Here is an 11,931-nt window from a genome sequence, read left to right as displayed (position 1 = left end):
AAATTAATATTTGTACACTGAATTGAGAAAATAAAAAATTTTCTCAATTCTCTCCAGAAGATGTTTAATCTGATTAAAATACACATGAAGAGATTTTGCAAAATTTTCTATTTTGCGAAATCAGTGTCTTAAATTAAAATTTTTAAATTATAAATCTTTAATTATAAATTTCTAAACATTTTACTACTTATTACACTAACTGTGAGCAATATGGATATTGATGATAAAATACAGAAAATTGAGGATGAGATTCAAAAAACTCCATACAATAAAGCTACATCTCACCATATTGGTAAGTTGAAGGCTAAAATATCAAAACTAAAAGAGGAATCTCTACAAAGAAAAAGTTCTGGAAATAAAGGTCAAGGATTTCATATTAAAAAAACTGGGGATTCAACAGTAGTTTTAGTTGGATTTCCCTCTGTTGGAAAGTCTACATTACTTAATGAACTTACTAATGCGGAATCTAAAGTAGGATCTTATCAATTCACAACTTTGGACATTGTTCCAGGTGTTATGGAATATAGGGGAGCTAAAATTCAAATATTTGATGTTCCTGGAATAATTACTGGAGCATCTGGAGGTAAAGGTAGAGGTAAGGAAATACTTTCTGTTGCAAGAACATCGGACCTTATTTTAATTGTTCTTGATGTATTTAATCCTCAACATTTAGATGTTATTTTAAAAGAACTGAGAAATATTGGAATTAGACCTAATGAAATTCCTGCTGATGTTACTGTTAGAAGGAAAAAGCTTGGAGGAGTTAATGTTTCATCAACAGTTCCATTAACCCACTTAGATCAAAAAACAATAAGATCAATTATTAATGAATATGGAATGCACAATGCAGATGTTTTAATAAGGGACGATGTAACAATGGATAAATTTATAGATGCTCTTGAATTAAACAGGGCGTATATTCCAGCTGTTGTTCTATTAAATAAGGTAGATTTAGTTAATGATAGCTATTTAGAAGAACTTAAAAAATATATTCCTGATTTTGTCCCAATTTCTGCTGAAGAAAAACAAAATATTCAATATCTAAAAGATGTTATCTTTGGTAACCTAAATTTAATGAGAATTTACCTTAAACCTCAAGGTAAAAAAGCTGATATGGAAGAACCATTAATTGTTAAGTCTAATTCAACTGTTATAGATATAGCATCAAGATTACATAGAGAGTTTGCAAAAAACTTCCGTCATGCTAAAGTCTGGGGAAAATCAGTTAAATTTCCAGGTCAAAAAGTAGGTGCAGACCATATACTTGAAGATGAAGATATTGTAAGATTTATTATTAAAAAATAATCATTTATAATCATTTATATACTTTATTGCTTTTTTAAATTGCTTTAATTTATTAATTATTTAATAATTCTTTATTTATTAATCATTTAAGTAATTCTTTATTTATCAATTTATTAATGATACAATGAGTAAAAATCCTAAAATTATATTTATCACTGGAACTCCTGGTGTTGGTAAATCAACAATAGCTATTAAACTTAATGAAATTTTATCTAAAAAATACAATTCTGTTTTGTTTAAATTAAATGAAATAGCTATTTCAAATGATTTAATATTGGGAGAAGATTTGGAAAAGGGATATAAAATATTAAATCTTCCTAAAATTGATGAAAAATTAAAAGAATTAATAAAATTTAATACAAGTCATAATTTAATGAAAATAGCTATTGTTGAAGGTCATACTTCTCATTTTTTATCTAATCCAGATAAAATTATTGTTTTAAGACTTAATCCTGAAACACTAAAAGAACGACTTGAAAAAAGGGATTATTTCTTAAGCAAAATCAATGATAATCTTGAAGTTGAAGCTTTAGCTATTTGTTCCTCTGAAAGTTATGATTTACATGGTGAAAAAGTTAATGAATTGGATACAACTAACTTAAGCATTGAGGATGTTGTTAATAAATGTTTAGAAATTATTATAGACGATATTCATTATCCTGTTGGTAATATTGATTTCATGGAATGGTTTTTAAAATAATCAAACTATTTCTGAATTGATATAATGGTTTTAAATAGCTATTCTTTTATTATTATTTCTATCCAATGTTTTATATACTATTCTTTTAATAAATAAATACATTAAAAATATGTTAAAAAACATAGTTTTATAAATACAAAAAACAAAACATTCTTAATATTACTTCTTAATATAGGTTTTAAGATTAGTTTTTAATATATCATTTTTAATGTTTTTGTCTTTAACCTGTGAGATTAATAGATTTTTTTACTTTATGTGACTTCAACGAGGTTGTATACGAAGAGGGTTACTGTTGCGAAGAGGAAAAAGACCTAGATGGATGATTGATATTGCTCAAGAACGTATGGATATTCTTTTTTCATTAGCTGAAAAAGAGTTTTCTGTGAATCCTCTGCGATCACATAGATATGTTGAACTTGCAAGAAATATCTCTACTAAATATAATACAAAAATACCTCTTAAATGGCGTCGAAGATACTGTAAAAACTGTCATAAGTTTTTACAAACAGGTAAAAATTCTAATGTACGATTAATTTCTTCTGAAGTACATATTAAATGTCATGAATGTAATCATATTATGAAAATTCCTTATATTAAGGAAAAAAAAGCAAAAAGGAGAGCTAAGCTTGAGTCTTACCTTATCCAAGAAAGAGCTAATGAATAAAGCTCTATCAACTATAACAATAAACATTGGCAAAGCTGGAATTAATGATAACGTTGTTGAAGAAATTAAACGCCAGCTTAAGTCTTGTGAAGTCGTTAAATTACGATTTTCTAAAGGAATAACCAATGAAAAAGAAAATTATATAAATAACATTGTAAATGATACAAGATCAAAACTTGTTGATGTAAGAGGCAATGTTGCAGTAATTTATAAAAAGAAACCTTAATATTTTTAGTAATTATTTTTAATAATTGAAAATAATTTAAAAAACAATATTTGAGGAATTTCATTTATAATTTTAAAATTAACTCTTTATATAAACTTTTAGTTTCTATTATAATTTAAATAATGGCTATATGCTTTGAAATATTGGATTATGTCTGATATATGTTTAATAACTATTTAAAATAGTTCATATATTATTAACTTATAATTTTTAGGTTATTTTAGAAGTTTTTAGTTTTATCATAAGTTTAAAATCAATGATTTTAATCTTTTTAATTATTTGATAGTTTAGGTGAATTAAATGACTACTGTGTATGATATACCTGCAGATTTATTAATAAATCATGTTGCAAAAGAATTTAATGATAATAATGATAATATAAGTGCTCCTGAATGGGTTAATTTTGTTAAAACTGGTGTTCACAAAGAAAGAAAGCCAGATGATATAGATTGGTGGTATGTTAGATGTGCTGCACTTTTAAGAAGGATTTATGTTAATGGTCCAGTTGGAATTAGCAGTCTTAGAACTTTCTATGGTGGAAAAAAAGACAGAGGATTCAGACCTGAGAAATTCAGGAAGAGTAGTGGAGCTATTATAAGGGGTGCACTACATCAACTTGAAACTGCTGGATATGTTGAAAAAATTGAAGGTGGACGAGTTGTAACTCCAGTAGGAAGATCATTTTTAGATAAAACTTCTGGAGAACTTATTAAAGATGTTCCTGGGCTTGAAAAATACTAAATTTAATATTTAAATCAATAATTGGATTTATAAAATAATTTGGATTTATTTAATATAATTTAGATTTTTAATATTCTAATTATAAAATATTTTGAGGTTAATACATGGATAATCTTGATGAATTGCGTCAAAAAAGAATGCAAGAGCTTCAACAACAAGCAATAGCTGCTGAAAATCAGCAAAGAATGCAACAAGAAATGGAAATGCAAAAAAAACAAGCTATGATTCAAATATTGACTCCTGAAGCTAAAAATAGATTGACTAATCTTAGATTAACTAAGCCTGAGTTTGTAGACCAAGTCGAACTTCAACTAATACAATTAGTTCAAAGTGGGAAGGTTCAAAATAAAATAACTGATGATCAGCTTAAAATCTTACTTCAAAAACTTACTCCTAAGAAAAGAGATATTAATATAACTCGTAGATAATTATTTTAGGTATGTTTCCTTAACCTAACCAATTGGATTTCTGTTAATTGTATTTGTGATTATATGAAAGCTTGTGTTCTTTATAGTGGAGGTAAAGATAGTTCTTTAATGGCTATAATTTTAAAGAATATGGGTTTTGATGTTGATCTTGTAACTGCAAATTTTGGAGTTTATGATTCCTATTTAAGTGCATCTGCTTCAGCTAAAGATTTAGGTTTAAATCATGTTCTTCTTAAAATGGATATAGCTATTTTAAATAATGCGATAGCTATTATTAAAGAAGATGGATTTCCGAATAATGGTATAAACTATATTCATAAAAATGTTCTTGATGAGGTAGCAAATACTTATGATATTGTTGCGGATGGAACAAGAAGAGATGATAAAGTTCCTAAATTGTCTCATGGTGAAATACAAAGTTTAGAAGATAGAAAAAAAGTTCAATATGTTAATTTAAACGGTTTTGGTCACAAAACTATTGAAACTTTAGTATCTAAACTTTTTAAGATTAAGCATGAAAAAAGTAATCGAGATAATAGCTCAGATTATGAAGTTGAAATTAGAATACTGATTGATGAGCTTGGAGGAATATCTGATGATATTTTCCCTGAACATTATCAAACAAAAGTTGTTGGATTCAAATAACTAATATTAAATCTAATATTAAATCTTTAAATTCATATTATATTCTGTAAATTCGTATATTAAATTCACATATTGTACTAATTATATTTATGGTGGAAAGATGAGTAGAAATAAACCATTAGCTAAGAAATTAAGGATGGCAAAAGCATATAAAAAGAATAGAAGAGTCCCTTTATGGGCTATCGCGAAAACTAATCGTCAAGTAAAATATGGTCATAAACCAAGACATTGGAGAAGAAATAGTCTTAAATTATAGGGGTTATTTTCATGGAAAGAATTTACACAATACCACTTAGAAATGTTAAGAAAGTCCCAAGAACTATAAGAGCTCCAAGAGCTATTAGGGAAGTTCAAAATTTCTTAAAAAAACACATGAAAACTGAGGATGTTAAAATAGATGCATCTGTTAATGAAAAAATATGGGAAAGAGGAATCCAAAAAATCCCATCTAAAATCAAAATCAAAGCAATTCAAGATGGTGATGGCGTAGTTAAAGTTACTTTAGCTGAATAATTAATTATTATGTTCATAAAAGTAGAATTACTACTCACTTTCATTTTTACCATTATTTTAGCTATTTAATCTTTAGATTTTTAATAGCTATTACTTAATATTATTAACAAAGGAATGATAAACCATGCTTAAAAGGGCTAATCTCTCAGGAAATCCAAATTTAGGAGTTTACATATCAATAACAGATCAAATAGCCATTGTTCCTTTAAATTTATCACAAGATAATGAAGCTACTTTAATTGAAGATTTAAATGTTGATGTTGTTAAAACCACAATTTCTGGAAGTAATTTAGCTGGTGCTTTGTCTGTAGGTAATTCTAATGGATTAATAGTATCGCCTCACGTTTTAGATAGGGAACTATCTATTTTAAAGTCTGCAGGAATTAATGTATCTCAGATTAATGATAAATACACTGCAGCTGGAAATATTATACTTGCAAATGACTATGGGGCTATTGCTAGTCCATTATTATCTAAAAGGTCAATTAAAACTATTGAAGATACATTGGATGTTGAAGTTGTTAGATCTTCTATATTAAATATGGACATTATAGGCTCAATAGCTACTACAACTAACAAAGGCACACTTCTCCATAGAGAAGCTAGTGAAGAGGATATAGATCTTGTTGAAGATGTTTTAAAAGTTCATGCTGACCTTGGTACTGTAGGAAGAGGCATTGCACTTGTTGGAGCTTGTTCAATATCTAACTCAAATGGTGCACTTGTTCCTGAAAATACTACTGGTCCTGAAATGGCAAGATTAGAAGAAGCATTAGGTTTTACTGACTTTGATGATTACTAAATTTTTACTTTGTGGCTACTAACTTTAATTATTTGCTAAATCGAAATTAAAATTATTCTAAAATGGACTTAAAGTGTTTTTATTTAATTTAAGTCTAATTATATGAAACAAACTTTTAAAAAAAGTTTGATCAAAAGTTATTAATTGAAATTAAGCATTTTAACTATAAGAGATGTTTTTATTAGTATTAGAATTATATGTATGAAACAAACTTTTGAAAAAAGTTTGATCAAAAGTTATTAATTGAAATTAAGCATTTTAATTATAAGGGATGTTTTTATTAGTATTAGAATTATTATATGAAAATTGTTTATTTAGGTGTTATAAATGAGAACTAAGATTTATAGAGTTCAAGGTAGATTTATTATGGGTGATGCATCTCAAATATTTACTAAAGAACTTAAAGCAATTAATGAGAACGATATTTACGAAAAAATTTATGCTGAGTTTGGAAGTAAGCATAGGATTAATAAAAATCAAATTAAATTAGAAAAAATTGATGAGATCACAATAGATGATGTTACTGATCCTTTAATAAAGGCAATATCCTAATTTTATTGTTATCATAATTAATTTAATGAGAAGGTATTTTAATGGAAGATCAACAAGAATTAGAAAAAATTGTTACAGAGCTTAATTTATACAAAAACCAAGCTGAAATGATACAACAACAAGTTGAAGCTATTCAAGGTTCAATACTTGAAATTGAAACATTAGAAACCACTTTAGCAGATATAGAAAATAAAGATTCTTTAAATACTTTAGTACCTATTGGTGCAGGATCTTTCGTGAATGCTGAGATTAATAAAACTGATAAGATAATTATGAGTGTTGGTGCAGGAGTAGCTATTACTAAAACTCCTGAAGAAGCAAAAGAAACATTAACTACTCAAAAAAACGAACTTAATGATAACCTAAATAAAATGATTGATAATCTTCAAAAAATCAGTAATGTTATTAATCAATTAACTCCAAAAGCAGAACAATTAATGGCTAAAACTCAAGGAGCACAAAATCCACAATCTAATAATCCAGTTAATTAATTTTTATTATATCTTATTTTCTAATTTTAATTTTTAAATATTTATTTTAGTATTTATTCAGTGCTTATTGATTAATAATCTGCATATACTATTAATATTGGACATTTGATTTCAAATGGTAAGCTTAATATAACTATATATTAAGTATTCCACTTATTATCAATACCTCAATACCAGTTAACTTATTTTAATTTTTTTTTTTAAACTAGTTATTTTCTATATATTGTATTTTTAATGCTGGAAGTTGACTTCCATCTATGAATTTTTGATATAGTTAATACTTTATTAGTGCTCTTTGGTAGAGGATGAAAGAATTAAAAAAGGTTAATCTATAAATGCAATAATTAAAAATCTTCAATTGTAAAATCTTCAGTCTTAGTTTTACGTAAATATTAATATTTTATATATAATAGTTACTTTTAATTAATTATTAACATATATATTAACTATAAAACAAACTTTTAAAAATGAGAAATCAAAGATTCTTTAACTTAATAAGTTAAGTTTAATCAAAACTATTCATAAAATAATACTTTAAGCATAAAAAATGCTTTTTTTAATATGGAAATAATATAAAATTAATTTTTATCTATTCATAAGGAAGGTTTTAAGTTGTTTGACTCTTTAAAGAAAAAGTTTAATAATGTTGCAGGAAAACTAACAAAGAAAGTTTCAAAGGAAGCTGAAGAAGAAAATAATGTTGAAATAGTACAAAAAACTCCAAACTTGGAATTGGATAAGCAAAATGAATCTATTGATAATACTAAAGAAATAGCTAATGATAATTTAGATGATTCATATGATTCAAAAACCAAAGATTCTAAAGATGTTGATTTTGAAGCAGAAGAAGAAATATCTGAGGATAAATTAGATATTGTTGAATCTAAAGAAGAAGTTAAAAATGAATCTAAGAATAGTAATACTGAAGAGCACATAGATAATTCAGAATCTAAAGAGTCAAAAAATAGATTTAACTTTTTTAAAAGAAAATCTAAAGATGATGCTGATAAAGTTGATGAATCTAAGGATAAAATTGGTAAGACAGAAGAATCTAAAGAGAAATCTAAAGATAAAGTTGATGAATCTAAAGATAAACAAGATGATGAAAAAATTCCTAAAAAGAAGAAATCAGGATTTCTATCATTTATTAAAGAAAAAACAATTTCACAAAAAGATGTTGAAGATATCTTATGGGAATTGGAAATGTCTCTGTTAGAAGGAGATGTTGCAATGGATGTTGCAAGTGCAGTAGTTGAGTCTGTTAAAGAAGATCTTGTAGGTACAAAGATTAAAAGAAGTAATGATATTTCTGAAGTTACATTTAAAGCTTTAAGGAATGCAGTTGCTAAAATCATAACAATTGATGGGGAGAACATGACAAAACTCCTTGAAGAAAAGAAAGCTAAAGGCGAACCATTAATTGTAATGTTTGTAGGGATAAATGGGACTGGTAAAACCACTACAATAGCTAAACTTGCTAATTATTATCTTAAAAAAGGATATACTCCTGTAGTAGCAGCTTCAGATACTTTTAGAGCAGGAGCTATTGAACAAATTAATCATCACACTGATAAATTAGGAATTAAGATTATAAAGCATCAAAAAGGTTCAGATCCTGCAGCAGTTGCTTTTGATGCAGTTGAACATGCAAAAGCAAAAGATAAAGAATTAGTTTTAATTGATACTGCTGGAAGAATGCAGACTAACACAAATCTTATGGATGAAATGAAGAAAATTAAAAGAGTTTCTAAACCTGATCTTGTTATTTTCGTTGGAGATGCATTGACTGGTAATGATGCAGTTGAACAAGCGACTAAATTTAACAATGCTATTGATATTGATGGAGTAATCCTCACAAAAGCTGATGCTGATTCAAAAGGTGGTGCTTCATTATCTATTGGATATGTAATTAATAAACCAATAATGTTTTTAGGAATGGGTCAAGGGTATGATGATATTATTGAATATGATCCAAATTGGATGTTAGATCAGCTATTTTCATAATATATAATTCATTAAAATTAATAATGTTAACAGTTAACATTGTTAATTTTAGATTTAATCTTATTTATTATTTTTATTATTTTTGTACTGTTTTTTATTATTTATATAAATTGTAACTGTACCAAAACTTTTTAACTTAGCAAATCCATTTAAATGCAATCCATTCTCTCCGATATAATAACTTGTATCATTATTTAACATTCGTTCTGTAATATTATCTTTTATTTTAGGATTTTTCATGGAATTATAACCAATAGCTATTACTTCTTTCTTTAAAAGCCATGTTAACATTTCTCCTCTATCTGAGTAGATTGTTTTGTTTTTATAATCAATATCATAAGTTTTAAGCCAATTTGAAGCTTCAATCACGTTCTCAGCATGGTAAAGGTCTGTACTTGATTTGTATCCAAATGATGATGTAGTTGAAATAGAAAATACTAAGAAAATAGCTATTAATATGACTGCGGCACTATTTTTAAAGTTAAAATAGCTTTTTTTATCCATATTCTGTTTATTTTTTCTTTTTTCTAAACTTATTCTATTATTTATGGATTCTAAGCTTAATATAATGAAAAATGCAAATGGAGGAGTCATTACAATGAAATATCTAGTTCCTTTTACAAGATGGGCTGAGAAGAATAGGATGTATGTAAAGAACCACATAAACATTGTGAGGATATAATTAATTCTTTTTGTTTTTATACCATTATTAATTAATAATTTGTTTAAAAGGAATGTAAAAAGGAATATATTTAAAAAGAATACTATTTCACTAAATATAACTGAAATTTCTCCAACAATAAAGAAAAATAGTCCTGTAACGATTATATTTCCAATCATAATAGCTATAGCTTGTTTAGTATTTATTTTAATAGCTATTTTATTAAATAATAAATCTGGTTGATTCCAATAATTCTTTAAAAACTTGATAAACATTATAATTCCAATAATAATTCCAGTAATAATTATTCCAAGTATAAGAAGCTCAAGAAATATTTCAATATGGAAATTATTAAAATTTATTGAATAATTCCCAATTATAATAGGTAATGATTGAAAATAGTAATATATATTGTTAATTGGAGGCATTGCAGTACTTTTTGTTGCAATTTCATTTGCTTGATTTATAAAACCTATGGGGATATTATAATTAATTAAGTAGGCTCCATAAGGTATAACTGTTATTATCCCAGCTATTATTCCTATAACTGTCTTTTTAACATGTTTTTTGAAACTTCCATTGTTTAAATAGCTATTAAATATTATAAATATCATCACTGGGAAAACTAAAGCTGCAGTGAATTTAGCAAAGAATCCCAGTACTAAAACTGAAAATCCTAAATATAGATATTTCTGGTTCTTTTGAACTCCAAGGAATGTTAAATATATTGCCCATATAGATAATGCAGTACTTGCAATATCTATTGTTCCAGTTGAAAGCCATATAAGATTTATTGAGAGTGAAAAACAGATTACTGATCCTAAAATAGCTATTAAATTCTTGAAATATAATTTAAATAGTAAATACAGTCCAACAACACCAACAACACAGAAAGATCCAGTTATGATAAATAGTGTTATTTCACTTACAAAACCTAATCTAAATGCTATTGATGTTAAAAAAGGAATAAGGGGAGATAAAGTATCTATAAATTCATATCCTCCGATATAAACTCCAGAAAGTCGTAAAGCGTAGTCTAAATAGAGATAAGTGTCATGGAAATTATATCCTATAGACCACAAGTTGTTATTTTTGATTATAGTAAGTGTAGTTATGGTTACTCCAAATAAAAAAATAGCTATTATTGATAATAAGTTTCCTTTTGTTTTAATACTTTGAAAATCCATGACATTTCTCCTTTTTTGATTATTACTGTATTAATTTCATTTAGTTCATATAGCTATTTTAAATCACTTAATAATTTCCCTCCTACTCCTATATTATCAGGCTTTATTTCTCTAATCAAAACTGTAACTGTAGATTCTTGAAGATTATATGTTTCTGCGGTTATTTCTGTTAATTTTTTAACATATTCTCTTTTTTTATCCACATCTATTTCATTAGATTCAACTATGATTACAGGCATTTAATTCACATCCTTTGTTTTATGACTTTGTATGTGTTACTATGTCTATTGGCTTTATATACTAATATATCTATATAGTATACAATATACTTATTAATATTTTTCATGATTGGTTATAATTATAATATTTATGTAGCAATATATGATTTTATTGTCAATTCATATTTTATAGGATGTAACACCTAATGACCTAGATGCATAACTACATGTTCACATAGGTATATAATATAATATAATATAATATATATGTCTAACTATAAATATTGTAATTTTAATATTAAATTCCACTAAATTAATTGTAAGGATGATTAAACATGCTTGGAGAAAAGGAACTTATTAAATTATTTCCCAATTTTAAAGAATTAGTACAACCTTCTGGGATTGATCTTCCCCTTGATGAAATATTTATTCAAAAATCAGCAGGTTCACTTATTGACAATGAAAAAAACTTACCTGAAATAGAAGTATTAGATGGACCAATTTACACTCTTAAAAGTAAAACAGCATATCTTGGAACAATTGATCGTAAAATTAAGATTCCTAAAGGCTATGCTATGACATATAAACCTAGATCTACATTGCTTAGATCTTTTGTTTCTGTTCAAACTGCAGTTGGAGATCCTGGATTTTATGGTACATTAATGTTTTTAATTTATAATCATGGTGAATTTGATTATACTATTAAAAAAGGAGATAGAATAGCTCAAGGAGTTGTTTATGAAGTTGTTGGATCTGGAGAATATGATGGTAGTTATCAAGAAGAGGAATAACTT

The 11,931-nt window shown here is 26.2% G+C and carries 16 protein-coding genes; 14 read left to right on the top strand and 2 right to left on the bottom strand.

What is annotated here, in order from left to right; all coding sequences use genetic code 11:
* Positions 1 to 210: 210 nt before the first annotated feature.
* The 13 genes from MBFIL_RS02830 (at position 211) to ftsY (ending at position 9,071) form a co-directional block, all read left to right on the top strand.
* Positions 211 to 1,305 carry an OBG GTPase family GTP-binding protein gene (locus MBFIL_RS02830; RefSeq protein WP_066971294.1) on the top strand — a complete coding sequence of 365 codons (1,095 nt, stop codon included), beginning with the start codon at positions 211 to 213 and terminating at the stop codon, positions 1,303 to 1,305.
* A gap of 124 nt (positions 1,306 to 1,429) precedes the next feature.
* A complete protein-coding gene (locus MBFIL_RS02825) occupies positions 1,430 to 2,005 on the top strand; it encodes an adenylate kinase family protein (RefSeq protein WP_066971292.1) in 576 nt (191 codons plus the stop codon).
* Positions 2,006 to 2,297: 292 nt separating this feature from the next.
* Positions 2,298 to 2,669: a ribonuclease P protein component 4 gene (locus MBFIL_RS02820; RefSeq protein WP_066971290.1), complete on the top strand. Its 372-nt coding sequence runs from the start codon at positions 2,298 to 2,300 to the stop codon at positions 2,667 to 2,669.
* Entirely contained in the window at positions 2,662 to 2,895 is a 234-nt protein-coding gene (locus MBFIL_RS02815) for a YhbY family RNA-binding protein (protein ID WP_066971288.1), read from the top strand. The genes MBFIL_RS02820 and MBFIL_RS02815 overlap by 8 nt, the downstream gene beginning before the upstream one ends.
* A gap of 300 nt (positions 2,896 to 3,195) precedes the next feature.
* Complete coding sequence (locus MBFIL_RS02810) at positions 3,196 to 3,636, top strand: 30S ribosomal protein S19e (RefSeq protein WP_066971286.1); 441 nt, start codon at positions 3,196 to 3,198, stop codon at positions 3,634 to 3,636.
* 104 nt (positions 3,637 to 3,740) lie between these two features.
* Positions 3,741 to 4,064, top strand: coding sequence for a DNA-binding protein (locus MBFIL_RS02805; protein ID WP_066971284.1), 324 nt, complete (start codon positions 3,741 to 3,743; stop codon positions 4,062 to 4,064).
* 63 nt (positions 4,065 to 4,127) lie between these two features.
* The gene (locus MBFIL_RS02800; RefSeq protein ID WP_066971282.1) at positions 4,128 to 4,709 is read left to right on the top strand and encodes a DUF7411 family protein; all 582 of its coding nucleotides are present in this window, start codon (positions 4,128 to 4,130) and stop codon (positions 4,707 to 4,709) included.
* Between the two features lie 100 nt (positions 4,710 to 4,809).
* On the top strand, positions 4,810 to 4,965 hold the full coding sequence (locus MBFIL_RS02795) for a 50S ribosomal protein L39e (protein WP_066971280.1): 156 nt from the start codon (positions 4,810 to 4,812) through the stop codon (positions 4,963 to 4,965).
* An 11-nt stretch (positions 4,966 to 4,976) separates the two neighbouring features.
* Positions 4,977 to 5,222, top strand: coding sequence for a 50S ribosomal protein L31e (locus tag MBFIL_RS02790; protein WP_066971278.1), 246 nt, complete (start codon positions 4,977 to 4,979; stop codon positions 5,220 to 5,222).
* Between the two features lie 124 nt (positions 5,223 to 5,346).
* A complete protein-coding gene (locus MBFIL_RS02785; RefSeq protein WP_066971275.1) occupies positions 5,347 to 6,024 on the top strand; it encodes a translation initiation factor IF-6 in 678 nt (225 codons plus the stop codon).
* 327 nt (positions 6,025 to 6,351) lie between these two features.
* Positions 6,352 to 6,576 carry a 50S ribosomal protein L18Ae gene (gene rpl18a / locus MBFIL_RS02780; RefSeq protein WP_066971273.1) on the top strand — a complete coding sequence of 75 codons (225 nt, stop codon included), beginning with the start codon at positions 6,352 to 6,354 and terminating at the stop codon, positions 6,574 to 6,576.
* A 41-nt stretch (positions 6,577 to 6,617) separates the two neighbouring features.
* Complete coding sequence (pfdA, locus tag MBFIL_RS02775; protein ID WP_066971271.1) at positions 6,618 to 7,067, top strand: prefoldin subunit alpha; 450 nt, start codon at positions 6,618 to 6,620, stop codon at positions 7,065 to 7,067.
* A 612-nt stretch (positions 7,068 to 7,679) separates the two neighbouring features.
* Positions 7,680 to 9,071: a signal recognition particle-docking protein FtsY gene (gene ftsY, locus MBFIL_RS02770; protein ID WP_066971270.1), complete on the top strand. Its 1,392-nt coding sequence runs from the start codon at positions 7,680 to 7,682 to the stop codon at positions 9,069 to 9,071.
* Positions 9,072 to 9,131: 60 nt separating this feature from the next.
* Here the strand turns inward: ftsY and MBFIL_RS02765 are convergent, their stop codons facing one another.
* Both MBFIL_RS02765 and dmpI read right to left on the bottom strand, forming a co-directional pair.
* Positions 9,132 to 10,919, bottom strand: a complete 1,788-nt coding sequence (locus MBFIL_RS02765) for a glycosyltransferase family 39 protein (protein WP_066971267.1) — start codon at positions 10,917 to 10,919, stop codon at positions 9,132 to 9,134.
* A 53-nt stretch (positions 10,920 to 10,972) separates the two neighbouring features.
* Entirely contained in the window at positions 10,973 to 11,158 is a 186-nt protein-coding gene (dmpI, locus tag MBFIL_RS02760) for a 4-oxalocrotonate tautomerase DmpI (protein WP_066971265.1), read from the bottom strand.
* Between the two features lie 314 nt (positions 11,159 to 11,472).
* On the opposite strand from dmpI, the gene MBFIL_RS02755 reads away from it, so the two are divergent.
* Entirely contained in the window at positions 11,473 to 11,928 is a 456-nt protein-coding gene (locus MBFIL_RS02755) for a dCTP deaminase (RefSeq protein ID WP_066971263.1), read from the top strand.
* Positions 11,929 to 11,931: the final 3 nt, after the last annotated feature.

This window comes from Methanobrevibacter filiformis (assembly GCF_001639265.1).
Classification (GTDB): Archaea; Methanobacteriota; Methanobacteria; order Methanobacteriales; family Methanobacteriaceae; genus Methanacia; species Methanacia filiformis.
Note: the sequence above shows the minus strand (reverse complement) of the source record. Positions and strands in the feature narration are given on the sequence as shown.

Coding starts and splice junctions, on each gene's coding strand:
- MBFIL_RS02765 (WP_066971267.1), bottom strand. CDS start 10,919: ATGGATTTTCAAAGTATTAAAACAAAAGGAAACTTATTATCAATAATA.
- MBFIL_RS02790 (WP_066971278.1), top strand. CDS start 4,977: ATGGAAAGAATTTACACAATACCACTTAGAAATGTTAAGAAAGTCCCA.
- MBFIL_RS02755 (WP_066971263.1), top strand. CDS start 11,473: ATGCTTGGAGAAAAGGAACTTATTAAATTATTTCCCAATTTTAAAGAA.
- MBFIL_RS02825 (WP_066971292.1), top strand. CDS start 1,430: ATGAGTAAAAATCCTAAAATTATATTTATCACTGGAACTCCTGGTGTT.
- MBFIL_RS02815 (WP_066971288.1), top strand. CDS start 2,662: ATGAATAAAGCTCTATCAACTATAACAATAAACATTGGCAAAGCTGGA.
- MBFIL_RS02785 (WP_066971275.1), top strand. CDS start 5,347: ATGCTTAAAAGGGCTAATCTCTCAGGAAATCCAAATTTAGGAGTTTAC.
- MBFIL_RS02830 (WP_066971294.1), top strand. CDS start 211: ATGGATATTGATGATAAAATACAGAAAATTGAGGATGAGATTCAAAAA.
- pfdA (WP_066971271.1), top strand. CDS start 6,618: ATGGAAGATCAACAAGAATTAGAAAAAATTGTTACAGAGCTTAATTTA.
- MBFIL_RS02805 (WP_066971284.1), top strand. CDS start 3,741: ATGGATAATCTTGATGAATTGCGTCAAAAAAGAATGCAAGAGCTTCAA.
- MBFIL_RS02800 (WP_066971282.1), top strand. CDS start 4,128: ATGAAAGCTTGTGTTCTTTATAGTGGAGGTAAAGATAGTTCTTTAATG.
- rpl18a (WP_066971273.1), top strand. CDS start 6,352: ATGAGAACTAAGATTTATAGAGTTCAAGGTAGATTTATTATGGGTGAT.
- MBFIL_RS02795 (WP_066971280.1), top strand. CDS start 4,810: ATGAGTAGAAATAAACCATTAGCTAAGAAATTAAGGATGGCAAAAGCA.
- dmpI (WP_066971265.1), bottom strand. CDS start 11,158: ATGCCTGTAATCATAGTTGAATCTAATGAAATAGATGTGGATAAAAAA.
- MBFIL_RS02810 (WP_066971286.1), top strand. CDS start 3,196: ATGACTACTGTGTATGATATACCTGCAGATTTATTAATAAATCATGTT.